The following is a 25,149-nucleotide window of genomic DNA, read 5'->3' as shown; positions in this document are numbered from 1 at the left end:
GCGGCTTTCACACCTGGGGGTAAAACACTCAAATAAAATAAGGATAGCGCGATATTAAACGCCTATGAAACGTTTATAAACGCTTAATCAAACTATTAAAATTGGGGGAAGAAACAGCGCTCTAATTTAAGCCATATAATAGACTCTTTTCACCCGGGCTGAAATTCCGGTTAAAACCTCATAAGCAATGGTATTCATCGCAGTGGCCATTTCCTGAACCGGCAAATCCTGACCAAATATGAGTACCTCATCGCCCTCTTTTATAGGGTCATCGCCAACGGCCACCATGCACATATCCATGCAAACCCGACCTACAATCGGATAACGCTTTCCACGAATGCTAATATGGCCCTTGCCATTGCTTAAACTGCGGGCATAACCATCGGCATAGCCAATGGAAACCACCGCAATACGCTCCTTAGCTTCCGCCTTCCAAGTGCGGCCATAGCCAACACTATCACCCGCTTCCACCACTTTAACTTGAGATACGGTGGCCTTTAATTCCGCCACTGCCAACAACTGAGCTTGCTCCTCTGGATGAGGTGCTACACCATACAAGCCGATTCCCAAACGCACCATATCAAAATAGGCTTCCGGAAAAGCTTCAATGGCACCGGTATTGGCGATATGCTTTAGAAAGCCTGCGCCGAGCTCCTTTTCTAAAAGTGTGGTCATGCTTTGAAAGCGAGCAATCTGAGTCCGGGTAAACTCAGCTTCCGCCGGATCGTCTGAAGCAGCTAAATGCGAGAAAACAGAAGCCAATTCCAATTCCGGGCAAGCCTTTAATTCCAGCATCACTTGCTCCAATTCATTGGTGGAAAAGCCTAGGCGATTCATGCCGGTTTCCAGCTTCAAATGAATTTTGAGTCCTTCATTTCGCAATCGAGCTAATTGCACGATTTCCTCCAATCTTTTAAAGCTGTAGACCTCAGGCTCCAACTGATAATCAAAAAAAGAATCCAAGGCCGAAGTTTCAGGATTAAGCACCATTATCGGAAGCGAAATTCCTGCTTTGCGCAGCGCCACTCCTTCATCGGCATAAGCCACAGCCAGATAATCCACGCCATGAAAAGCCAGTACCCGCGCAACCTCCTCGCTACCCGTGCCATAAGCAAAGGCCTTAACCATCACCATGAGCTTGGTACCCTTCTGCAGGCGACTGCGGTAATAGTTAAGATTGTGCACAAGGCGATTCAAGTGAATTTCCATCACCGTTTCATGTCGTTGGCGAGCTAATATCTTATCGATCTTCTCAAAAGCAAAAGGTCGGGAACCCTTTAAAAGCACAGCCCGCCCCTGCCAGGTGTATTGAAACATCTGAGCCATAAAGGCCTCGGTAGATTCGAAGTACTCTACCGGAATTTGAATATTTAAAGGATGGGCCTGCAATTGGGGTCCAATCGCGAAAATTTGCTCCAGATCCTGATTAGCAATCACCTGTGCCAAGGCCTCTTGCAAGGCTTCCGCCGAAAGGCCAGACTGCATCATATCACTCAAGATCAAAACCTTAGAACGATCCTTACCATGTTCCTGCAAAAAATGCAGAGCAATGCGCAAAGATTCTAAATCGCTATTGTAGGCATCATTGATGAGCAGGGTATTTTGATGCCCCTCCTTCATCTCCAACCGCATTTCAATTGGGCTCAAGGCCTGAAGCGACCTTTGCAAAGTTTTAGGCTCCACTCCTAAATACAAGGCCATATACAAAGCATTGACCGCATTCTGAATAGAGGCCTCATCTCCGAAAGGTATCCGCGCCTCTAAATCGAAAATAGGATTATGAAAGCGGAAATGGCAATGATCACTTCCTTGGTCCAAAACCTCTAACCAGGCTTCGGCTTTCCCCTGAATAACAGACCAGGGATAAGTCTTCAAATTAGGATTGGATTTAAAGCTTTCAATTTCTTCCGCCAATTCTGCTAGATCGGCCGGATAGATTAAAAACTTCGCTTCTTGAAAGAGCTTTAACTTCTCTTGTATCTTTTGTTTGTTATCACGGAAATTCTCCCCGTGGGCCGAACCAATATTGGTGAAGATTCCGGCTTCGGGTTTTAAGATCGACTCTAATTGGGCCATTTCACCCGGAAGGGAAATTCCGGCCTCAAAAATGCCGATCTCACAATTTTCTGGCATCGCCCATAAGGCCAGAGGAACCCCAATTTGTGAATTGAAACTTTTAGGACTGCGGTACACATTCGGCAGGCTATTCATCAGACGATACAGCCATTCCTTCACCACTGTTTTACCATTGCTACCGGTAATGGCAATCAATTTGGGATTTAGCTCCTGGCGAATCGCCCGAGCTAATTTTTGCAAGGCCTCCAGACTGTTGGGACAAACTAAAAACAAAGCTTCATCCAAAGCCGATGAACTGGGGATTTCCTCTACCACAAAAAGCCGAATCCCTTTCTGGTAAAGACTTTCGATATAATGATGTCCGTCGTGATGCTTGCCGCGAAGCGCAAAGAATAATTGTCCCTCGCCGGCACTAAACTGTCTGCTATCAAAAAGGATTCTGCCAACTTCCTGAGCTGGAATCGGTGGGTGCTTCGCCCCGATGCGATCCGCTATTTGTTGACTGTTCCAATTCACAGTTTAGCCTTCTTTTCCTGAGCGCGAATTTCGTTAAAGGCCGCCCTGCTTAAAGGTTCGTATTGCTCTTTAGCTCCTAAAAACACCTGCTTCTGATCGGCAGTGGTGCGATGTGAATAATGAGCCAAATTGCCGGTACGCATGCATACCGCGTGCACCTTGGTAACATATTCGGCAGTAGCCATTAAATAAGGCATGGGGCCAAAAGGCCTTCCTTGAAAATCCATATCCAAACCTGCCACAATAACCCGGCAACCGCGATTGGCCAGTTCATTGCAAACCTCTACGATTCCCTCATCAAAAAATTGAGCCTCATCAATCCCCACCACATCTACATCATCGGCTAAAATCAGAATATTGGAACTTCCCTCCACCGGTGTACTGCGAATGGCGTTATTATCGTGGCTCACCACCTCTTCATCGCTATAGCGCGTGTCGACCAGAGGTTTAAAAATTTCCACTTTTTGACGAGCAAATTGCGCTCTTTTTAAACGACGAATAAGCTCCTCGGTCTTGCCGGAAAACATGCTTCCGCAGATTACTTCGATACAGCCGCTAGGCTTTTGATGATTTACTGTATTTTCGAGGAACATTTTTTCGCTTAATTACAGCACAAAACTAAGGAATAAACACGCCGTTCGATGAAAGACAATGTTCGCCAGGAACTAAAGGAATTATGTTACTTCATCATAGAAAACAACAATGCTCTTTCGCGCCCCGAACAACTCACTCGCGTGCAAATGCTCTACGAAAGGCTACTGGTTTTAAACTATCTCGAAGAAGTTGAAGCCGAGCGCAAGAGTGTCAAAGCGAGTAGCAGCGCGAGCCCAGCCAAAGCTGAAGCCCCTGCACCTCCTCCGCCAGCCGTAGAAAAACCTCAAGCCCCGGAATTTGAAAAGCCGGCACCCAAAATTGAGGAAGCTCCAGCGGAGCCTGAAGAAATTCCCAACGAAGCCATAGCCGAAAGTCCGGAACCCGAAGTACCAGCACAGGCAGAAGCCCAGCCAATGGAAATGCCCTTAGAGGCTGAGGCAAGTCAAGAAGAGGAAGAAGCGCCTCAAGAAGAAATGGAAACAGCAGAGGCTCCTCTTGAAAAAGAGCTTCCTAAAGCTGAGATCAAAGAAAATACCGAGGCCAAAGATCTGAATGCCGGTCACCAAGCTCCTAAATCAGTAAATGATCAATTAGCCAAAGGTGCCATTCAAGTAGGTTTGAACGATCGTATTGCTTTTGTGAAGCATCTCTTTAATGATTCACAATCCGATTTTAACCGAGTACTTTCTCAACTGAATACTCTGGACACCTATTTGGAGTCTATGTATTTCATCGAAAATCTAGTGAAACCCGATTACGACTGGGATGATAAAAAACCCTACGAAGAGCGTCTCATCAATTTAGTGAAGAAGCGCTTCGGTGAAGATTGGTAAGAATCTATTCCCCTCTTTTTCGTAATTTCGCGCCCTCTTATTTTTTTTCTAATCAATTCAAAGCCCGTAAGCTATGAAAATGAAACTTTCGCACTTTAACTATAAGCTTCCGCAGGAGCTTATTGCGAAGTATCCCACCACCCACCGCGACGATAGTCGTATGATGGTAGTTAACCGTGCCGAAGGCACTATTGAGCACAAGATGTTCAATGAAATCATTGATTATTTCGACGAGGGCGACGCTCTGGTATTGAACAATACCAAGGTTTTTCCTGCCCGTATGTACGGTAATAAAGAAAAAACCGGCGCTCGTATCGAAGTTTTCTTACTGCGTGAACTGAATGCCGAAAGCCGTTTATGGGATGTACTGGTAGACCCAGCCCGTAAAATCCGGATTGGCAACAAATTGTATTTCGGTGATGACGACAGCCTGGTAGCTGAAGTAATCGACAACACCACTTCTCGAGGACGTACCCTCCGCTTTTTGTTTGACGGATCTTATGAAGAGTTTCGTGCCAAATTGAAAGAATTGGGACAAACTCCACTGCCTAAGTACATCGACCGCGAACCTGAAGAAGATGATGAGGATCGTTACCAATCGATTTTCGCCAAGCATGAAGGTGCAGTAGCCGCTCCGGTGGCCAGCCTCCACTTCAGCAAGCAATTGATGAAACGTTTGGAGATTAAGGGCGTAACCTTTGGTGAGCTTACCCTACACGTTGGTTTGGGAACTTTCCGTCCGGTAGAAGTGGAAGACCTTAGCAAGCATAAAATGGACTCTGAGCAGTTTATGATTTACGATCATACTGCCGCAGTAGTAAACAAAGCCATTGATGCCCGTAAAAAGGTTTGTGCTGTAGGTACTACTTCTATGCGCGCCATGGAAAGCTCAGTGAGTACAGATGGTCATTTAAAACCATTTGACGGATGGACCAATAAGTTCATCTTCCCTCCTTATGAGTTCCAAATTGCTGATCGTATGATCACCAACTTCCATCCGCCTCAAAGCACTTTAATGATGATGACCGCCGCTTTTGCCGGTTATGATCTATTGATGGAAGCGTATAAAACAGCGGTTAAAGAAAAGTACCGTTTCCTAAGCTATGGAGACGCAATGCTGATTATCTAATCCGCAGCTAAAAGCTCAAAAAAAGCCGTCCCGGTATACCCGAGACGGCTTTTTCTTTTTCAGATCAGGCAGTTTTGGGATTTAACCAAACCAGGCCGATTAAAATAAAGGCCACCCCACTTACCATGGGAGGGCGCATGATCACTCCTTCGGAGGGAATACTCAGATAAATCATATAGATCCCGAGGATTAGCAAGATTATCGATGCTATTCGTTTCATAAACTCTAAATTGGTTGAGCTCAGAAGATAAGGAAAATGAAAAAGTTTGGATTCCGAAGTCTAAGAGCGGATATTTGCGAGAGCATTCCCTATTATGGCTGAAGAGCAAAAACGAATTCCTGACTGGCTGCACCTTATCCTAAGCATCTGCCTAAGCCTTTTGGCCTTGGCCTTAGTGTACCTGCTGGTATTTGTTAGCAGTCATTTAGTATCTCGTTATGTATTTGCCGTCGATTTAACCGATCGCTGGATTGGCATCCTCAGCATTGTTCTGGCTTGCATCATTACTATTATCTGGATTCGCCGACGAAGAGCACGCACAGAACCGGTGGTTTGGAAAAAGAATTTGCGCCTCTCCGCTAATTTGATCCTGCTCATCCTGCTTACTTTCATCGCTTTTATTGCCTTTAAGGTTTTCACCGATGAAATTGAATTACCCCATTTAGATACTTATCTCCCCTCAAACACTGGACTCCCTGCGGATAGCACAGCCACGGACAGCCTAAACTTGGAGGCCGATAGTCTGCAGATGGATGACACGGTAATGGACAGTGCGCATTCTAGCCTGGCCCCTGAATTGAATGAGGCCTTGGATGATTCAAGTCTATCCGAATAAAGAAAAAATTAGCATTTAAAGATTACTAGTTTAGCTTCACCAATTTTTCTGAATAAAAGTATTCTTCATTAAATATTTGGACAATGTAAATTCCAGCTGCTAGAGGTGATTGTAATTCAAGCTTATGATCTCCTTCAGTTAATGCCATTTTCGACTGGGCAATTATTGCTCCTGATGAATTTAAAACTACTAATTGAAAAGCTCCTGACGGTATACCTTCATTACAGTTAATTTCCAAAGCATTGGCCCTAAAATTAACTCTGATCACATTCTCTAAGCTATTTTCATCGATATGGTTTACTGAATCTACAATCAGTGCAATAACTGAAACATTATCTTCTTCATTCTTTTCATATACCTGATCCAAGTAATCGATTTCATAAAGAATATAACTAAGCCTAGATGGGCTAGGCCACGGGAAGGCCAGGGCTAAGTGCTGACCGCTCAAACTGTCTCCTGCATTCAAGGAACTAATATTAACAGAATCTAAAAAGATGTCTGATTGACTTAAAATGCTGTCTATTGACCAATAAAAGGCCAATGCACTGGGACCCGCATGTTCTACACTCGCATTTTTCACAAAATAATAAGGGTGTACTCGATATAAGGAAGGGAGGCAATAAATAGTATCGTGTTTGCTATTACCGCTCAAGTTGGGATACTCTGGATACACTAATTTGTAAGAACCAAAATTATTTTCCTCATTCGATTCAAAATTATTCTGATCGGAATCCGTTAACCAAAACACGTAATACTCATTTTGATGTAAAGGACTCGGGTGATTAATTATAATTGAATCTCTTAGGGTTGAACCAAAATAGAGGGATGGATGATTTATAACTCCAATCTGGATATCCGATGTATCCCAAACGTTGTCCAAGGATAAATAGAATCGGGATTTAAACGGCCGACTCTGAAGTTCTCCAATATTTATTATTTCAAAAGGCAAATACAAAGGCTTAGTAAGGTCTGCATTAAGAATAACTTGTGAACTATCGACTTCTAAATCTGCACTTGCAGAACTGATTTTAAAATTATCCAACCGCATACCTTGAGGCGACCCTAATCCGTAAGCATATTTATTACTGCGGTACTGAAATCGAAACTGTACTTGTTGCATTCCTTTGAAAGCTGAAGTCTGGAAGAAAGTTGAATCTAAATCGGCTTCCCTGTACCCTGTGGCTTGACCATTCCAACCAGCCTCACTATTTAATAAGCTCAGGCTATTATTATTGTACCAATTATACTTAACTACGCCCATGGCTGCAGTTACAAGGCTCCATGTGACACCACCATCCACACTATATTGCAAATTGCCTCCTCCATTTATCCCTGTGGACATTAAATCGAAGGATATCTCTATTCTGTCTGAGCCACTAAAATCAAAGGTGGGAGTATACAGGTATATAAAAGGTGCCTTTGACTCTGAAGACCCTTGCTGAACATCTGTGAAAAACTCATTTGACTGAAAATCATACCAATAAGCATTCTCTCCAGGAACTACTTTATGTCTGAACCGGTAAGCTGTAGGAGTGGTTGTTCCAGACTTTCGACTGCCATAGTTCCAACCGCTTATAGCACTTGCACTAAACTCTTCGTAGTAAGGATATTGCGTTACACCTCCCATTCCGAGAGGCCATGCCCCAATATTGTTGTTTTCCACTGACTCCACTAATGAATTGTTGACGTCAAGTTTATAAATCAAATAATTAAAAGAAGAGAGATTTGTAGGACTAGGGAATGACAAATTGCGGTGTCTTATCAAATCAGGACGAATTGCAGATACAGTATCTGTCCCTAAAAGTAAATCGCTAGGATCCAGAATACTATCAACTGACAAATAATACTCCGAAACAGTACTTGTAGCCCTAAAATTTCCCAGGTTACGCACATTCATCGAAAAGCTAACATTGGCTTGATTACGACCAAGCAACAAGTTTTTCTGATTTTCGACCACCAAGTCTGTATAATGGTCCTGAATCTCGAAATTATCCAAAACTACTCCCTCGGGTATTTGCCAACCTGAAAAAGTGTAAATCTCAAAAGCTACATTATAACGAAATCGAACATCAGGATTTCCAGCCAAAAACTTTAAATCCACTACATATCGCGTATTTCTCGCTAAATCGCGACTGTTATAAAAGTTGATCGCTGCAAAGGCCCTTTCCTCCTTGTCAAACAACTTAGAGCTTGAATATGGGTTTCCATAGATATGGTCAATTCCAGTGCTAGCATTATAATTCTGTGGATAATACCACTTATTGTAGGAATTATTTGTGGTATCAAGTAATTGCCAGGTAGCACCTCCATCGAGTGAATAACTCATGTTCATTTCGGCAAAACTGCATGAACAGACTGAATCCCCATCAATAATCATATCAAAGGCCATCGCTGGATCAGTCAAAGTGCTAAAGTCAAATGCAGGACTATAAAGATGAGCCCTCCTTTTTATTGGATCGCTACTGGTGTCAATTGCCATTAGAGCTTTGTTACCTGAGAAGGCAAAATTCAAACGATCCCCATAAGGGGTTCCCCATTGCCAATTATCCTGAGCCAAAGTGGCATTATGGGTCCAACCATCAATCTGGGTTTCAAAATCATTAAAATAGGGTAAGGAAAAAATTGGAACCAATTCGAACCGAATAAAACCAATATTATTATACTCCCTCATTTCATTAACAACTGAGTCCGCATCTAACTGATAGATAATAAAGTACCGTCCCGCCTGAGCGCTTGGTTTATTAAAACTAAACTGGGCGTTAACATAAGAAGTATCACTTATTGAGGCTTCAGTTTTTGACCCTAACAGCAAATCTCCTGAGTCCAATAGACTATCCGTTGACCAATAAAATTTTGTAGTACTGCTATCAGCCCATCTCAGGCCCGAGTTATTAAGTTCATAATTCAGTGTAGCCACACCTGGCGCAGCACTTCCATGATGTAAAAAATCCTTGTTTTCAATGGATAGATCTGGCCTTGGAGGGCCAATATATACATCATCAATAATTAAGTTAAAACCTAGGTTATTAATTTGAAGTCGCGCTTCTACCGAAGTATCCAAAGACTCTGGAAACCTGAAATTCACATGTTCCCAAGTATTATTCTTTGAGCTTTCCAATTGACCTAAACTAGTATAATTACCCGATCCCTGGCAATCCTGGATATATCTAACTGGTAAATGGTTTGAAAATCGGTGCATCGCATTATCACTCATATACCAGAAGGCAAGCAACATAGAGTCCGCCTTCCTAGGATTAAAAGAAGGGGATTCAATAATATTAGAATTCCCACCATTATATATACTCCAGGCATTTTGACCAGAGTGGGAACCACTCATTTGATGCAGCTCCGGAGTTCCAAACACCCAATTCTGACCATGATGAGCAAACCATTTGGAATTCAAGTCATCAAAGTTGTCCACAATCGGTATTTCCAATGATGACAAAACCGTCAATTTATGTGCTCCTATATTATCATCTTCCCTGAGTTCACTAAAAGAACTATCTGCGTCTATATAGGTGAGGATATAATATTGGCCAGGTGCTAGGCCTGCAACTGATAAAAAGTTGGAAACATTTTGGGATTCTATAAAATATCGATTCTGTGAAAAAATAAGGGAATCGCTAGAGTCATACAAGGAATCTGAGGACAAGTAATATTTTAGTTTAAAGGATTTTGGACCCTCATTTGTCTCAGCATAAACTATATTATCTCTAACTTCCAAATCACACAATCCTTCCGATATCAATGGGCCGGCATATGGAATTTCTAAATTGGGGATATCCTCCTCGATGGTAAAATAGTCCATGACTACTCCCTCATAATTATTCCCAGAGCCCGCTCCGAAGCGAATCCTAAAACGAACGTTAGAATGACCTTTCAGGCTTTCTAAACTGTGAAAGGCCAACTTAAATAAATAGGCTGAATTATTCCCTGACCATGCAGGATCATAAGCTAATGCACTACATGAAAACTGATTATTGTACCAATTGGTTTTTTCATTTCCTGCACCATTTAAAAGTGTCCATGGTCCATAGTTGACTGAATATTGAATATTTAATCCATTGCTGTAACTATTAGTATAAAGCTGCAATGCCAGACCAATCCTATAAGTCTTACTTGTATCTGATAAATTAAATGCAGGAGTTTGAAGCGCCATAATGGAACTCTTGGGATGTACACCATCCAAATTTGTTGCCCAGGCACCGCTTGGAGTTAGAGTTTTAAAAAGTTTAAGGCCATTTGGGGTACCAAGTTCCCACACATCTGTGCCAGTTATTGCATAATGTGACCATCCAACACTCGCATTTGAACTATCAAAATTATTGACATAGGGTGGCAAAATGCTCTGCCCAAAAGAGTTTAAATAGAATATTAAAACTCCAAGAAGAGAATAACAGCGAATCATAACCATGTTTTACTAGGCAAAGTAAAGCAAAACCTATCGGCAATCTAATTCCTAAGTCAGTTACTTATCCAAATACCAACTCGATTATCACAGTCTTCTTTCACCTCAGAATAATAGCTTTAGGAAGCTCCTATTTTGCTTAGTTCCTTTATTAAACTAATACCTTTGCCGCATATGGCCCGAGACATCCGCGCCTTAAGCAAGGCCCAAATACAAGAATATTTTGAATCGATTGGCGAACCCAAATTTCGAGCTAAGCAAGTCTATGAATGGCTCTGGCAAAAGGGTGCCAAGGATTTCGATCAAATGACCAATCTCTCGCTTTCGCTTCGTGATAAGATGAAAGCCGACTTTGTGATTAACCACATACGGGTCGACCAAATGCAACGCAGTGAAGATGGCACCATTAAAAATGCCGTACGTCTTTACGATGGTAAGATTGTAGAATCGGTATTAATTCCTACCGACACCCGCATTACCGCTTGTATTAGTTCGCAAGTAGGTTGTAGCCTCGACTGTAATTTCTGTGCTACGGCGCGCTTAAAGCGGATGCGGAATTTAAATCCGGATGAGATTTACGACCAGGTGGTTGCCATTCAAAATGAAGCGGAGTCTTTCTTTGGTCGCCCCCTTACCAATATTGTTTTCATGGGTATGGGTGAACCCCTGATGAATTACAATAATGTTTTAGCGGCCATCGAAAAAATCACTTCACCGGAAGGTTTGGGGATGTCGCCGCGCCGTATTACTGTTTCTACTGTGGGCCTCTCCAAGATGATTCGCAAATTGGCGGATGAAGATCCCAAATTCAAGCTGGCCTTAAGCTTGCACTCTGCTCGAGATGAAGTGCGGGATCAAATCATGTCTATCAATTTAAAGAACCCAGTAGGCGATTTAATTGAAGCGCTGCAATACTGGTATCAGCAAACCAAAAGTCGGGTTACCCTCGAATATGTGGTGTGGCGCGATATCAATGATAAGCCGGAAGACATTGATGCCCTGGTGCAATTCTGCAAGCAAGTACCTACCAAAGTTAACCTGATTGAATACAATCCTATTGATGACGGCATGTTCCAACAAGCCGACTTCGCCGCAGTAGAAGCCTATCAGCAAGCCCTTCAGGCGGTTGGCGTGGTAGCCACTGTTCGTCGCAGTCGCGGAAAAGACATTGATGCCGCCTGTGGTCAGTTGGCCAATAAAAATGAATTATTGAGCGAGTCTTAAACTCGGGGATAATGTAACTTTGAGCCCCAGAATGTCGAGCCTCAAAAAGATACAAGCGCCGATCCAGGAAGAAATGAAGGCCTTTGAGCCTAAGTTTCGCGACTATATGGCTTCCAAGGTGGCCTTGCTCGATCGCATTACCTATTACATCGTTAAACGTAAGGGCAAGCAATTGCGCCCCATGCTGGTTTTCCTAAGCGCTAAACTGCAGGGCGATATCGGCGATTCTTCTTATCGTGGAGCAGCCCTGGTAGAGCTTATGCATACTGCCACCCTGGTGCATGATGATGTGGTGGATGACTCCAATATGCGCCGAGGATTTTTCTCCCTCAATGCCCTTTGGAAAAACAAAATTGCGGTTTTGGTAGGCGATTACCTTTTATCTCGTGTACTCTTACTTTCCGTCCAAAATAAAGAGCATCAATTACTAGAGCTCATTAGCACTGCGGTGCAAGAAATGAGTGAGGGGGAATTGCTTCAAATTGAAAAGGCTCGCAGATTGGATATTGATGAGAAAGTTTATTTCGATATCATCACCAAAAAAACCGCCAGCCTAATTGCCGCTTGCTGCGCCGTGGGTACTGCTTCGGTAAATTCGGATAAGGAAGAAATTGAAAAGATGCGCCTCTTTGGCGAATACTTGGGTATTGCCTTCCAGATTAAGGATGACCTTTTCGATTTTCAGCAAAGTGCCAAAACTGGCAAACCCACCGGTATTGATATACAGGAGCAAAAAATGACTTTGCCCTTGATTTATGCGCTTCGCACAGCAGAGCCTGCCGATAAAAAATTTATGATTCGCGTAGTTAAACGCTACAATCACGATCGTAAAAAAGTAGAACAGGTAATGGCCATGGTACGTAATTCCGGGGGCATCGAATATGCCTCCGAACAGATGGAAAATTACTACCAAAAAGCCCTGCAAATTTTAGATCAATACCCTGATTCTCCGGCCAAAAATTCTTTACTTGAACTCGCCGAATACGTTATTCAGCGAAGCAAATAACCTAAACAAAACCCCTATCATGGAAAAAGCACAGGAACTCTTAAGTCAAAGTTGGGATCTGATCATCACCTATGGCGGTCGATTGGTTTTAGCCGTAATCGTTTTGATTATTGGTTTATCTGTAATTAAGCGCATCTCGAATACCTTCCGCAAAACCATGACCAAGCGTGAGGTGGATGCTAGTCTGGTTCCTTTCCTAAGTTCCTTGATCAATGCCGCATTAAAAGTGATGTTGATTATCTCTATTGCTGGCATGGTAGGCATTGAGATGACCTCTTTTGTAGCCGTATTAGGTGCGGCCGGTTTAGCGGTGGGTTTAGCCTTACAAGGTTCCCTTTCCAATTTCGCCGGTGGGGTATTAATCTTGATTCTTAAGCCCTTTAAAGTGGGCGATTTCATTGAAGGCGCCGGTGTATCAGGTACCGTTCGCGAAATTCAAATTTTCTACACCTTCCTAACCACGCCTACCGGCCAGGAAATTATGGTTCCCAATGGCAGCCTTTCCAATAACTCCATTGTAAACTACAGCTATAACAGCACCCGTCGTTTAGATATGACCTTTGGTATTGGTTATGGTGATGATATCGATAAAGCCAAAGCTATTTTACATGAAATCGCTGGTGCGGAAAATCGCTTTCTGGAAGACAAAGGCGTAACCATTTTCGTGGAAGCCTTAGCCGATAGCAGTGTTAACATCCGCCTGCGTGCCTGGACTACCAATGGTGATTACTGGGACGTACTCAACGGCCTGAACGAAAAGGTTAAGAAAGCCTTTGATGGCGCCGGAGTGGGCATTCCATTCCCACAAATGGATCTTCATTTGGTGGAGGACCGGACGAAGTAGTAGTTGGGGATAAGACGATAGATTTTAGACGATAGACGGTAGATTGGAGCGGTACAAGGAATTTTGTTTATCGCTTCGGAACCAACAGACTACATTTCTTTCTACTGATATAGACTACTAAAGCATTTAGCCATTAGCGGGATTGGGTTTCCACTTGCTAATGGCTTTTTCTATTCCGATAATCAGGAAAGTGCAGGCGATATAAAGACATAGCCTAAAAATTTGACTAAGAATTATAGAATCGCTTCCTAAAATAACTTCGAAACTAAAGGGTTCGCCAAAGAGTTTCCATGAACTAGCTAAGTAATCCCGATGCAAACTGGTTATAATTATGACGAGTCTCTCAATGCTAAATACAAAACTTAAGCCTGCCAATATCCTGATCAATAAATACCGAGAGAGTCTCTTCCAGCGAAAGGCCTGCGTGATGAGTAACCAAAGGAGTGCCTGAAGCCAAAAAAGAAAGAAATATTTGCCCACTAATTCGGATCGAAACTCTTCCTGCCCCGCTTCATCGAGAACTTGAAAATAGTAAACAAAATCGCCTATCAGCCATAGCAGAAACCAGGTCAGGCCTAAGTATACAAAGGCTTTTACGGCATAAGCATCAAAGACCTTTAAGCGAGCATCCTTCCAAAAAAGCCTTAGGATAAAATACACGATGGAGTAAATCCCAAAACTTTGCAGAAAATCTAATTGCAAAATTCTTGAGAGAGAAATCAGGGTCTGGTATAGTGACATTCTCGAAACGCTTAGATCTTATAAACTACATCGGGCTGCACATCTCAATCAAGAAACCATTCAAATCTCGTAAATAGCCTACTTTCTGGCCCCAGGGTTTTTGCTTGATTTCCTCGTATAAAGTGGCGCCAGCTTCTAATGCCCTTTGGAAATCAGCTTCTACTTCTTCACTGCTAAAGGCCAATTCTACGCCCCAGGGTTTTGTTTGGCCATCCGCCTTTTGAAAGCCTTGCTTAAAATTAGCTTCTCCCAATTCATTGGAAGCAAAAGACAAGGTGGTTTCACCGCTAATCAGTTCGCCATAATCTCCTTGCGGACTCACAAACTTGATTTCAAAACCAAAAGCCCGCTGGTAAAAGTTGAGGCTTTCTTGCACATTGGGAACGTATAAAATGGTGTAGGCGAATTTCATTTTTCAATTTGTCTTATTTCGAGTTTCGAAGGTAAGCCTCAATGCGCAATACCAAGGCCTCACTAAGCTCTGCATTTAGGTCTCTTTGATCTTTTTCCAAACACACTACTGCGATGCTTAATTGATAGTCGGGCAAGTACATTACATCCGTCCCCCAAAAGCCGCCATGGTAATAGGCAGTGCGACCGTGAAAGGCTATCCTGCGAAGACCTAAAGCGTAGTTGGATTCGGGGAGCACCGGTTGTGTCATTTCAGCCAAAAGGTTAGTATCACGAATAATAGCGGCACTAAACAGCTTTTGATAAAAGATGGCCATTTCAAAAGCATTCGCTGCCAATCCACCCCCGCCAAACAAATCCCAGGATGGATTCATCGCATCCGAATCCCAATTTGCTTCTGCCCAATATTGATGAGCTATAGAACCCTGTTCTACTGGATAGGCTTCGAGCGGATAAAACCAGGTTGATTTCAAACCCAACTCCTCAAAACCCAAAAGTTCCCGAATGGCAGTATAAAAGGGCTTTCCCTGCAGCCTTTCAATAATCTCCGTTGCCAAAAGGTAATTGATATCTCCGTATTGAAAGACCTGGTTAGGAGGCGCCAGTGGACCTCCCGCTTGCATCGCCAATTCAATTTGCTCGTCTCTAGACCAAGCATATTGGGGATCTTCATTTACCAAGTCCAAATAATGGATATCTACATAGTCGCGAATTCCCGAACTATGGGAAAGTAGATTCCGAATGCTAATCGAATCAGTTTTATAGCCCGTCTCTTCCAGTAAATTTCGGGTATCCTCACTTAACAAGGAACCGATAGAATCATCCAGCTTCAGCTGACCTAATTCTACCAATTTCAATACCGCAGCAGCTACATAAGTTTTGGTATTGCTTGCAATCAAACAAGCTTGGTAATCACCTAATGCTTCCTGCTTTTTGACTGAACTAAAGCCAACAGCCGAATTCCAGTTTAAGCTTGGATCATTTGCTACAATGGCCACTTGAATTCCAATCGCTTTTGGGTGGGAATGGAATGTGGAATCCAATACCATTTGAAATTCATCATTTATGGATTGAGCCTGGGCAAACCCAAAAAGCAGGCTAATTATAAGTAGTGTAGAAAGCTTTGAACTCGGGGCCATCGTGTTAATAGTTGAAATCAAATCCGAAAGGACTTCAGTCAATTCAGCTCTAAATCGGTTTCAAACACAAAACCTGGCACTAATGAGTCGGGATCAAAATAAAAGAGCTTCAATCGAATGGTATCTTCATTGGCTAAGTCGGAATCAATACTTAGTATATCCAATCCGTTCCTATTTAGTATCTCAAAAGAATTATCGGCTTTAGAAAATGCTTCAATTTTGAAATCAAGAGCTCGCCCTTCGCGAACCATGGTAGCTGCTTGTAGCAAAATGGCATAGTTTAACTTAGATCCAAGCGTATCTGCCGCTTTCATTGGCAGCAATAGCGGACGAACAGTTTGAAAACTGAAACTCTGCTTTTGCTGATCCAATGCTGTCATTAAACTATCTACCTGTTCGCTTAATGCTTGATTTTCTATTTCTAATTCAGATGAATCATTACAAGCGGTAAACATGACTAGGACAAATCCTACTACAAAGATTCTGAAAGCGATACTCATTGCAATAATTTATACAGATTGATAGCTTTAAGGAAAAAGAATCTGTCTGATCTCGAAAGCCAGCCGCATTCCCTGCCAATTTATAAAATTTGAGTCCAATCAAGACATTTCCGAGCTCCATGAAGCATCTATAGATTTGGTACTTTTACAGGCTCATGATCACTCAGGAAACCATTCAAAAAATCATTGACACCGCTCGTATTGAGGAGGTGATTGGTGATTTCATTACCTTAAAAAAGGCGGGCTCCAGCTTCAAAGGCCTCAGTCCCTTTTCCAATGAAAGGACCCCTTCCTTTATGGTTTCGCCAGCCAAACAAATCTTCAAAGATTTCAGTAGTGGCAAAGGCGGAAGCGTGGTTACCTTCTTGATGGAACATGAGCAGTTCACCTACCCTGAGGCACTACGATTCCTGGCCAAGAAATACAATATTGAAATTGTTGAAAGCGGTCAGAGCGATGAAGAAAGGGCCAAGCGCGATACCCGTGAAAGTCTCTTCCTGGTAAACCAATTTGCCAATGAGTATTTCCAGGATCAACTATGGAATAATGAAACCGGTCGCAGCATCGGTCTAAGCTATTTCAAAGAACGCGGCTTTACGGATGAAAGCATCAAAGACTTTCAACTAGGCTATAGTCACGAAGGCTATGAAGTGTTTACCCAACATGCCCTAGACAAAGGCTATCAGCTCGAATACCTGTCGCAGGTAGGCTTAACCAAGGTAGATGGCGAGCGTAAATCGGATCGCTTCCGCGGAAGGGTAATGTTCCCGATTTTAAGTCATACCGGTCGGGTTTTAGGCTTTGGTGGCCGAGTTCTGAAAAAGGACGCTAAAACCGCTAAATACCTCAACTCCCCCGAATCGGAAATCTACCATAAGAGTAAAATTCTCTACGGTATTTATCAGGCGAAGCAAGCCATTGCCAAGGCCGATGAATGCTTTTTGGTTGAAGGTTATACCGATGTAGTAAGTCTGCATCAAGCCGGAGTTAAAAACGTGGTGGCCAGTTCTGGAACCGCCCTTACGGTGGATCAGATTTTATTGGTGAAGCGTTTCACCCGCAATATCACGCTACTGTACGATGGTGACCCCGCGGGTATCAAAGCCAGCTTGCGCGGAATCGATTTAATTCTCGAGCAGGGAATGCACGTGCAAACGGTCTTATTCCCCGAAGGTGAAGACCCCGATTCCTTTGCGCGGAATAATTCCCAAAAGGAGCTTACCGACTTCCTAAGTGAAGAAAAGCACAACTTCCTGCGCTTTAAAGCCAGCCTCTTACTTTCTGATGCTGGAAACGATCCCTTATCCAAAGCAAAGGCAGCGCGCGAAATGGTGCAGAGCATCGCTCTTATTCCCGATGAATTGGAGCGCAGTGCCTACGTTCAGGAAACGGCCCGCATGCTCGAAATGGAAGAGCGCATTCTCTTCAGCGAATTAGGGCAAATTAGAGCTACTAAGCTCGAAAAAGAACAGCAGCGCCAGCGCCGTGAAGAACGCGGTTTAAGGGAAGAGGAAATCATGAAAGTGGTAGAGCCCGAAGCCAAAGGCCTCGAAGACTCTATTCTTTTTGTTCAGGAAAAAGCACTGACCAGTCTTTTATTGAATCATGGTACTACAGAATTCAATTTTGAGGAAGTTGTAAATGAATACGGAGAACCGGTAGAAACAGAAGGCAGTGAAAAAGAAAGCATCTGCGAGTATATCCTCACCGAGCTTACTCATGACGAACTCGACTTCGAACATCCCGAATTGCAATCCATTCTCCATCACTTCATTAAAGTTTTTAATGAGGAAGAAAGGGTGGCCCTGCCCGAAGAATTTCTGCGTGGCGAATATCCGGCCCGCATGAACTTGGTGGTCGATTTAATTGCCGATGAACCGGAGCTGCACGATTGGAAACGTAAACGTATTTATCCGCCGGACAAGGATGCCTATCTAAAGTCCTATGCCATGGAATCTGTACTTCGATTTAAGGAAAAGAAGATTGGTCAATTAATTGCTGAAATTCAGGAAGCCTTTAAAAATGGCACCTCTACCGATCCTAATGCCCTGGCTACTGCGCAGCAATTAACCCGCTTGAAAATCGAAATCAATAAGCAGTTGAATCGGATTCTTTAGACCGCATTAAAAGGAAGGGGAAAAAGAGGGTGAAAATCAAAACTCCCCATACTCGCTCAAACATCGATTCAGTACTCAAACTGATCATCAAAAACAATAATCCACTCAGGGCCAAGAAATCCATCTGCTTTAAAGCACGATAGGTATAGTACAAGAGCAGTAAGGTCAATAAAACCACCGCTGGCAGCCCTCCTGCGATCATCGTTTCCAAATATTGGTTATGGGCATTATAGCCCTTATTCAGACCTTCCCAAAAATGATTGGCTTCGTAACTATCGAATAAAGCCTGGCGATTATCGCCAATGCCGGTTCCGTACCAAAAATTAGATTCGATAACTTCAGTTGCACATTTCCATTCTGCCAATCGATAGGTGGCACTATTAAAGTCTGTACCCGATATATCATAATCAAAATCTGGTACCTGAAAATAGCGCTTTTGCATATCCTCAGATGCCAGTCCCATGAATAAGCCTAATGCCAGGATGGGCAAGAGCGGAAGTCCTAACCAGATATACGCCTTGCGTTGCCAGGCCAAAAACAGAGCGGCCAAACCAATTACCATAAACAGGGCAATCAGGTTTATCCGCGCTTGTAAGAGCACCATAAAAACGATCAAGAACACTATAGAAAGACGGTATATCCACTGCCAATTCTTCTTCGCCTTATCCTGCAATTCCACCGCCGCAAAGAGCCCCAAGCCTAAATAGGCCGCCAAATAACCCGGATGCATCAAAGGAGAGGCTAAATGGGTATAAGCGAAAAAATAGCGTCTACCCGCTTCATGAGTGATATACAAAGCACCGGCTTCCCAGGATCGGATGGCCGCATTGGAAAGGGCCCATAACATGGCTACCATACAGCCCCACCAAAATGCCTTTAAAGCAAATTCCCGACTGGTACTAGGCCATAATTTCCGCCCCGCCAAAATGAATAAGGGCGCCAATAAAAAGGCGGTTTTGGTTTCCATTTGCCGCAGACCCCCAGCCTGATCTTCAGCCCAGGTGATGCTCAAGAATAAATAAGCATAAAACAAGGCCGATAAAATCCAAATCGGATCCTTAAAACCTTCACTCCATTGAGGCCAACGATAGGCAATAAGACTCTGAATAAAGAGCGCGAAAAGCAAAATATTGGTTAAGCCCTCCTGACCCAGAGGCAGGCTAAACAAGAGCGCGGCAATTAAGAGCTCAAAACGAGCCGGCGCGCTATTTAATTTAGGTAGATGGCTTGTAAATCCCAAGTCGCTTTTGTTGGCGTTTGATTATAAATGGCAATTGCGAAAGTAGCAAGGCCAACAAAGATAGACTTATAAAGAGATAGGTGGCACGGAGATAATCGTTTAGAAAATAGGCCAAAACCACAAAGGAAACATTTATAGCCATCAGGCTTAAGCTGGCTTGCACATGGCTTAGGCCGATGTCTAATAGGGCATGATGAATATGATTGCGATCGGCCGCAAAGGGAGAACGGCGCAAAATGAAAAGTCGGATAAACACCACGCGAATGGTATCTACCACCGGAATAATCATCACCGCAAAAGCAAAGACCAAAGCATCAATTTTCTTCAATAAGAATTGCTCACTCAGCTCATTTATCTGCAAGAAGGAAATACTCAATAAGGCTACCAGGAAGCCCAAGATCATGGAACCCGAATCACCCATGAAGATTTTGGCATTCACCAAATTGAAACGCAAAAAGGCCAATTGTGAACCTACAATGCAGAGGGCTAAAATCAAGAAGAGGTCATTATGGAGATAGTCGAAAACCACTGCATAAGTTACGCTAATCACTACCCCTATACCGGCACTGAGGCCATTGATCCCATCAATGAAATTAAAGGAATTGATGATCCCCAAAAAGAAAACAATACTCAGAGCCACGCTAATGGCATAAGGAAGCTCATTAACTCCGAAGAGACCGTAAAAGCTAACCAGGCGCACATCACCCTGGATAACCACCACCGCCACGGCCAGCAATTGCCCCAGCATCTTTTTATAGGGAACCAGAGGATAGAGATCGTCCTTAACTCCCGTTATGAAGAGCACAAAAAGACCCACTAAAACGGAGTTGAGCGCCGGATTGGATAAATGAGCCGTGCAGAATACAAAGCTGATGATCATACCTCCGAAAATGGCCATTCCTCCTAAAGGGGAAATGCGAGCATTATGCTTTTTACGCTCATCCGGTTGATCGTAAAGTTTCTTTACCAAGCTTAGGCGAATAATGGCCGGAATGGAGAAATAGGTAATGGCAAAGGCCAAAACCGGAGCAAGATAAGCGGAGTATTTCGCTATTATTTCTTCCATGTACCCAAGCAAAAATGCCCTGCTAATTTACGCTCATTAAAGACTTAAATATCTGAAAATCGAAATCTGAAAATATACCAAAGGCGGTGTTTTCATCCACCACCACATGACTCATTCTACCGGCATTGATCTTACCATTCTTCGCAAAGCTATCGCGGGTTGCCACCATCACCCCACCTGCAGCACGATACAAAGCTTCCCTTTCGATACGGGTAAATTTCTCCTGGTCTAAAATGGCCTGCAAGCCATGACCAGTATGGCGGTAATAGGCCTTATTATCGGGACGAACGCTAAGTACCGAATCGGACTTAAAGAGCTCTACGGTGTTTACCGCATCATCAAAAATTTCGGCTTCTACAAAAGGGAAATCCAAAGCGGCGGTCATTACAAATCGGTAGTTTAAATTTTCCGCTTCCGCGTGATGCGTCGCCAATTTTACTGTTTCACCCAAAGTTTGGTTGGGTCCTGCCAATCGACTGGGACGTTCCAATACCACCACATTTTGATGATCGCCAAAAGTGCTGCGGGCGTAGCTCAATATTTCAGCATCTTCCGAAATAAGATATACCCGCTGGGTACTGCGGGCTTCCAGCAATTTTTTCACCTTCAATGAAAGCAGGGTTTCGGTACCCAAATCATAAAGTGGGATCGACACCCCTTTAATTTTGCTATTCCGCACGGGAATTACCGCTAGGGTGCTGCTTTCAATATTGCTGAGGTCTAAAAAGGTTTCCTTAATGGCACGACGGGTCTCAAGAATTCGCTCCTCATTGGTGGTGAGGTTAGAACCATGACGACGGTAATAGAATAGTGGCTCATTTACATTTTTCACCGAATAGTGAATGATGAACTTCAACCACAGATCATAGCCATCCTGGCAAGTGAAACTTTCATTATAGCCACCAATTTTCTTGAGGAAGCTCAGGCGTATAATGGTACAAGCTCCGTGGGCCGGTTGATCGTAGAGGCTTACCTCCTTTTCAAAATTATGGCGACGTTCTTCGCCGGTGATATGCCCTTCGGCATCCACATAATAATAGTCTGGAAATACCAGTCCTAATTCGGGATCAGCCTCTAATGGGGCTACCATTTTCTCCAATGCTTCGGGCACCAAATAATCATCCGCATCCAAGCGCATGAGGTATTTACCCTTGGCCACGCGCATCGCCACATTATTGGTGATGTTAAGGCCTTTGTTCTGCTGATAAATAATGGTCACCTCCGGGCGCTCGCGATACTCTTCAATAATATCCCGACTGGCATCGGTAGAGCCATCGTCGATGATGATTAACTCGAAATCTTGCAGGCTTTGCGCCAATACACTTTCGATGGATTCGCGAATAAAACGCTCGTAATTGTAATTGGTAATGTATACCGAAACTAATGGACTCATCTTATTCCTTTATCACTGCAAATCCGTAAATCGTTTCCTTGCCGCTAGGCTCCAGAATATCCTTCTGCAATTGAATTTGATAACCTGCTTCTTCCAGTAAATAGCGGAATGCATTATGCGGGAAAGTGGTATAATGCTCTATAAAAAATTCGGCTCGCTCCATTTGGGCGCCACGTTTAATGATGCCCTCGGCAAAAGGCAATTCTACATAAACTGCCCCACCGGGTTTCAGATAATCTTTAGCCTGAGCCATCATTTGCACCGGATCCTGCACATGCTCTAAAACCTTATTAAAGCTGATCAAATCAAATTTCTCATGAGCAGGCACATCCTTCAGGCTGCCATGCCAAATATTCTCAATGTCCAGATTATTGCCCATCAGCTTTACTGATAATCCATCGGGATCCACAGCATTCATCTGGCCAATATGCTTGGAAAGCTCATAAGGGAACACGCCAGTGCCTGAGCCTACATCCAATCCTCTCAATGAACTCAAAGCTGTAGGCAATGCCAGTTCACAATATTGGATAATACGCTGCACTCGCAGGCGATTATCAGATTGACCTTCCGGTAGATTAATCACCCGCTCAAAGCGACCTTGTAATTTCCCTTCTTCGATGGCCGAATTATACTCGCCGGCATAAAACTCCTCCGTAAAGAGATCGTAATTATGGGCATTGAAATACACGCCGCAATGGGCGCAGTGGCGAATTTCACGATAATAGGCCATGCCTTCCGGCAGATAGGTAGTTTCACCTTCGGGCTTAGCCTCCAGTGCTGAAACCAAATTGTTTACCTCGGACTTACAAAGGGGGCAGCTGGCTTCACTTTGCCAGCCATCAATCATTTCTGTTTCTAATTTTTGATGGGCCTGTACATCCTTTAAAAGTCGCTTCCCGATAAGGCTATCAAAATGACGGGCATCAATACCATGGTTCGGACGCAATACGGTTAAATTTTCCGCAGACAATACCGTTCCGGCCTTAAGATCTTGATTGGGATAAACCGCTCGGCGGAAGGAAAGCTCATGCCCATTATCCAACTCAATTTGGGTGGGCTTTTTCTCGCCTTCTCCTTGATAAGCCTGAATCAACTTTATCTCTTGGATAAGCTCCTTCACCTCATTGGGCATTAGCGATACCTTATGGTCGCGGAAGCTTTTCCCTTCTCTTTCATCAGTAAAATGGAATTCCAATACTTCGGCACCCATGGCCACTGCATAATGCAGGGCTTTGGCACCTTCGGTATGATCCGAATATCCCACACAAAGACCCGTCTTTTCTTTAAAGCTTTGCATTACCGATAGATGCGCATCGCCGGGATTTATGGGATACATACTGGTGCACTGCAATACCGCCAACATCGAAGGGTCTTTGTAAATCGGATTGCAATTCTGAATAAAGCTCACCGCTTCTAAAACTTCGGCTTCGGTAGATAGGCCGGTAGAAATAATCATGGGCTTGCCTAAAGCGGCGGTTTCACGTAGCACCGGATAGGCGGTAAGGTCGCCAGAACCAATTTTATAGATGGGGATATAGGGGTCAATCCATTTCATGGCCTCCAAATCCCAAACGGAGGAAGTGTACATCAAGCCCGCATCGGTAACCATTTTGGCCAATTCCAAATGCTGCTCTTTGCTTAACTCGAATTTCTTAAAATGTTGGTTTCGGGTAGGACTTTCCAGGCGAGAAACCAGGGTATCTCCGGTATAAATTTGAAACTTCACCAAATCTACATCGGTGTCGATGGCCAATTGGCAAAGGCTCTTTGCGTATTCAAAATCACCTTCGTGGTTTCCACCAATTTCGGCGATTAATAAAGGTCCGTGCTTACCTTTTAAGAGATTCTTCATAGTTGCGATAGTACTCAAAAGTAGTATTCAAATCGTAGTGACCGGCGGGCATCTGCTCCAGCATATAGCGACTACGCTCAAAGTCTTCAGGGGTATCGAGGGCCAGTTGAATACCGGCGGCCTCGGGTAAAATATCGTTTTGCCAATAATAATGATCGGGCGGAGCCTCCTCTTCATACAGGCAAACCATTACATGCTCATTGCAATAAGGGTCGGCTTTAATGCCTTCTAGCTTTTGCTGATAGAAATCCATTTCTACCATTTCAACGCTCATTCCCTTGGGAAAGGAACGGCCTTTCACATTACTTAAGAAACGGTATTTACCAGTGTTTGCCGCTTGCATTAAATGCTCCACCAAGGCCGGATCCAGAAAAATATTATCGCCATTAATGCGCATGGCATAATCGCATCCGCTTTGTTTGGCGGCGGCATAAAAACGTTCTCCCACCCTTTCCAAGCTTCCGCGATAGCAGGCAATTCCCGCTTTAGCGGCAAAATCTTCTAAGGCATCATCAGAAGCTAAATCGCTGGTTGCTAAAATAATCTGCTCTGCTTTGAGCAGGCTTTTTAAACGATCTACAATATGCTGAAGTACCGGTTTTCCGGCGATTTCCATGAGGGCCTTTCCCGGTAATCGGGAGGAGGAGTAGCGAGCGAGAATTACGGCGGCTTGAGAATTATTCACGCTCCCCAATCTTTTTAGCGGGGCTACCACCCCAAATTTCGAAAGCGGGAACATTCCGGTTCACCACGGAATTGGCTGCAATCACCGCGCCTTCGCCAATCTCCACTCCTTTGAGGATGGTGACATTACTGGCTATCCAAGCGCCATTAGCAATTTTTATAGGGGCTGTTTGATTTGGTTGCTGATTAATCAACTGATCTTTTTGAATCCCATGATCTGAATCGACCAAATAAACAAAGGGGGCAATCAAACAATCGGAGCCAATTTCAATTCCCGCACTGGCGAAGATGAAATTATGGTAACCAATGGTGGTGCGAGCACCAATACTGATTTTCGCTCGATCATTACAAGCACAAATACGAGCGCCTTCCTTAAGTACCACCTCATCCTCAATGCGGATATTAATGGGGTAACGCATCAGCTCCACATTCTTATCAATCCACACGCGTGAACCTAAATGAGAGAGTCGGCGTTTTTGGCGAAAGGCCCGCCATTTTTGGCCGAATCCGTATTTTAAATGTTGCCGTAACTGGCTCATG

At 43.7% G+C, this 25,149-nt stretch carries 21 protein-coding genes; 7 read left to right on the top strand and 14 right to left on the bottom strand.

Features of this window, described 5'->3' with window-relative positions; translation table 11 throughout:
• Positions 1-126 precede the first annotated feature (126 nt).
• Together H4K34_RS10555 and H4K34_RS10550 are read right to left on the bottom strand one after the other, a co-directional pair.
• Positions 127-2,592 carry a bifunctional UDP-N-acetylmuramoyl-tripeptide:D-alanyl-D-alanine ligase/alanine racemase gene (locus tag H4K34_RS10555; protein WP_210757387.1) on the bottom strand — a complete coding sequence of 822 codons (2,466 nt, stop codon included), beginning with the start codon at positions 2,590-2,592 and terminating at the stop codon, positions 127-129.
• On the bottom strand, positions 2,589-3,185 hold the full coding sequence (locus H4K34_RS10550; RefSeq protein ID WP_210757386.1) for a thymidine kinase: 597 nt from the start codon (positions 3,183-3,185) through the stop codon (positions 2,589-2,591). Before H4K34_RS10550 ends, H4K34_RS10555 begins: the two co-directional genes overlap by 4 nt.
• A gap of 48 nt (positions 3,186-3,233) precedes the next feature.
• Here H4K34_RS10550 and H4K34_RS10545 point away from each other — a divergent pair, with 48 nt between their 5' ends.
• A complete protein-coding gene (locus H4K34_RS10545) occupies positions 3,234-4,019 on the top strand; it encodes a hypothetical protein (protein ID WP_210757385.1) in 786 nt (261 codons plus the stop codon).
• A gap of 79 nt (positions 4,020-4,098) precedes the next feature.
• Positions 4,099-5,148 (top strand): tRNA preQ1(34) S-adenosylmethionine ribosyltransferase-isomerase QueA, encoded by a 1,050-nt coding sequence (queA, locus tag H4K34_RS10540; protein ID WP_210760575.1) that lies wholly within the window; start codon positions 4,099-4,101, stop codon positions 5,146-5,148.
• Positions 5,149-5,212: 64 nt separating this feature from the next.
• Here queA and H4K34_RS10535 read toward each other — a convergent pair whose 3' ends face one another.
• On the bottom strand, positions 5,213-5,368 hold the full coding sequence (locus H4K34_RS10535; protein ID WP_210757384.1) for a hypothetical protein: 156 nt from the start codon (positions 5,366-5,368) through the stop codon (positions 5,213-5,215).
• A 94-nt stretch (positions 5,369-5,462) separates the two neighbouring features.
• On the opposite strand from H4K34_RS10535, the gene H4K34_RS10530 reads away from it, so the two are divergent.
• Complete coding sequence (locus H4K34_RS10530) at positions 5,463-5,984, top strand: hypothetical protein (protein WP_210757383.1); 522 nt, start codon at positions 5,463-5,465, stop codon at positions 5,982-5,984.
• Between the two features lie 25 nt (positions 5,985-6,009).
• Here H4K34_RS10530 and H4K34_RS10525 read toward each other — a convergent pair whose 3' ends face one another.
• Positions 6,010-10,398 (bottom strand): CARDB domain-containing protein, encoded by a 4,389-nt coding sequence (locus H4K34_RS10525; protein ID WP_210757382.1) that lies wholly within the window; start codon positions 10,396-10,398, stop codon positions 6,010-6,012.
• A 168-nt stretch (positions 10,399-10,566) separates the two neighbouring features.
• Here H4K34_RS10525 and rlmN point away from each other — a divergent pair, with 168 nt between their 5' ends.
• Genes rlmN through H4K34_RS10510 form a run of 3 tightly spaced genes read left to right on the top strand, consistent with a single transcriptional unit; the run spans position 10,567 to position 13,466 of the window.
• Positions 10,567-11,616 carry a 23S rRNA (adenine(2503)-C(2))-methyltransferase RlmN gene (gene rlmN / locus H4K34_RS10520; RefSeq protein ID WP_210757381.1) on the top strand — a complete coding sequence of 350 codons (1,050 nt, stop codon included), beginning with the start codon at positions 10,567-10,569 and terminating at the stop codon, positions 11,614-11,616.
• Between the two features lie 31 nt (positions 11,617-11,647).
• On the top strand, positions 11,648-12,622 hold the full coding sequence (locus tag H4K34_RS10515; RefSeq protein WP_210757380.1) for a polyprenyl synthetase family protein: 975 nt from the start codon (positions 11,648-11,650) through the stop codon (positions 12,620-12,622).
• A 19-nt stretch (positions 12,623-12,641) separates the two neighbouring features.
• Positions 12,642-13,466, top strand: coding sequence for a mechanosensitive ion channel family protein (locus H4K34_RS10510; RefSeq protein ID WP_210757379.1), 825 nt, complete (start codon positions 12,642-12,644; stop codon positions 13,464-13,466).
• A gap of 126 nt (positions 13,467-13,592) precedes the next feature.
• Here H4K34_RS10510 and H4K34_RS10505 read toward each other — a convergent pair whose 3' ends face one another.
• Genes H4K34_RS10505 through H4K34_RS10490 form a run of 4 tightly spaced genes read right to left on the bottom strand, consistent with a single transcriptional unit; the run spans position 13,593 to position 16,257 of the window.
• On the bottom strand, positions 13,593-14,207 hold the full coding sequence (locus H4K34_RS10505) for a hypothetical protein (protein ID WP_210757378.1): 615 nt from the start codon (positions 14,205-14,207) through the stop codon (positions 13,593-13,595).
• Between the two features lie 25 nt (positions 14,208-14,232).
• Positions 14,233-14,619 (bottom strand): VOC family protein, encoded by a 387-nt coding sequence (locus H4K34_RS10500; RefSeq protein ID WP_210757377.1) that lies wholly within the window; start codon positions 14,617-14,619, stop codon positions 14,233-14,235.
• A gap of 13 nt (positions 14,620-14,632) precedes the next feature.
• Positions 14,633-15,757 (bottom strand): serine hydrolase domain-containing protein, encoded by a 1,125-nt coding sequence (locus H4K34_RS10495; protein WP_210757376.1) that lies wholly within the window; start codon positions 15,755-15,757, stop codon positions 14,633-14,635.
• A 38-nt stretch (positions 15,758-15,795) separates the two neighbouring features.
• Entirely contained in the window at positions 15,796-16,257 is a 462-nt protein-coding gene (locus H4K34_RS10490; RefSeq protein ID WP_210757375.1) for a hypothetical protein, read from the bottom strand.
• A gap of 155 nt (positions 16,258-16,412) precedes the next feature.
• Here H4K34_RS10490 and dnaG point away from each other — a divergent pair, with 155 nt between their 5' ends.
• Positions 16,413-18,374, top strand: a complete 1,962-nt coding sequence (dnaG, locus tag H4K34_RS10485) for a DNA primase (RefSeq protein ID WP_210757374.1) — start codon at positions 16,413-16,415, stop codon at positions 18,372-18,374.
• Here the strand turns inward: dnaG and H4K34_RS10480 are convergent.
• From H4K34_RS10480 to H4K34_RS10455, 6 genes are read right to left on the bottom strand one after another with little or no spacing between them, the layout of a single operon-like run.
• Entirely contained in the window at positions 18,346-19,614 is a 1,269-nt protein-coding gene (locus H4K34_RS10480; RefSeq protein WP_210757373.1) for an O-antigen ligase family protein, read from the bottom strand. The genes dnaG and H4K34_RS10480 overlap by 29 nt on opposite strands.
• Positions 19,589-20,680, bottom strand: coding sequence for a glycosyltransferase family 4 protein (locus tag H4K34_RS10475; RefSeq protein ID WP_210757372.1), 1,092 nt, complete (start codon positions 20,678-20,680; stop codon positions 19,589-19,591). Before H4K34_RS10475 ends, H4K34_RS10480 begins: the two co-directional genes overlap by 26 nt.
• A 22-nt stretch (positions 20,681-20,702) precedes the next feature.
• Positions 20,703-22,073: a glycosyltransferase gene (locus H4K34_RS10470; protein ID WP_210757371.1), complete on the bottom strand. Its 1,371-nt coding sequence runs from the start codon at positions 22,071-22,073 to the stop codon at positions 20,703-20,705.
• Position 22,074: 1 nt separating this feature from the next.
• Entirely contained in the window at positions 22,075-23,925 is a 1,851-nt protein-coding gene (locus tag H4K34_RS10465) for an N-acetylneuraminate synthase family protein (protein ID WP_210757370.1), read from the bottom strand.
• On the bottom strand, positions 23,903-24,610 hold the full coding sequence (locus tag H4K34_RS10460) for a cytidylyltransferase domain-containing protein (protein WP_210757369.1): 708 nt from the start codon (positions 24,608-24,610) through the stop codon (positions 23,903-23,905). The genes H4K34_RS10465 and H4K34_RS10460 overlap by 23 nt, the downstream gene beginning before the upstream one ends.
• Entirely contained in the window at positions 24,603-25,148 is a 546-nt protein-coding gene (locus tag H4K34_RS10455; protein WP_210757368.1) for an acyltransferase, read from the bottom strand. Before H4K34_RS10455 ends, H4K34_RS10460 begins: the two co-directional genes overlap by 8 nt.
• Position 25,149: the final 1 nt, after the last annotated feature.

Source organism: Croceimicrobium hydrocarbonivorans, from assembly GCF_014524565.1.
In the GTDB taxonomy this organism is placed as follows: domain Bacteria; phylum Bacteroidota; class Bacteroidia; order Flavobacteriales; family Schleiferiaceae; genus Croceimicrobium; species Croceimicrobium hydrocarbonivorans.
Note: the sequence above shows the minus strand (reverse complement) of the source record. Positions and strands in the feature narration are given on the sequence as shown.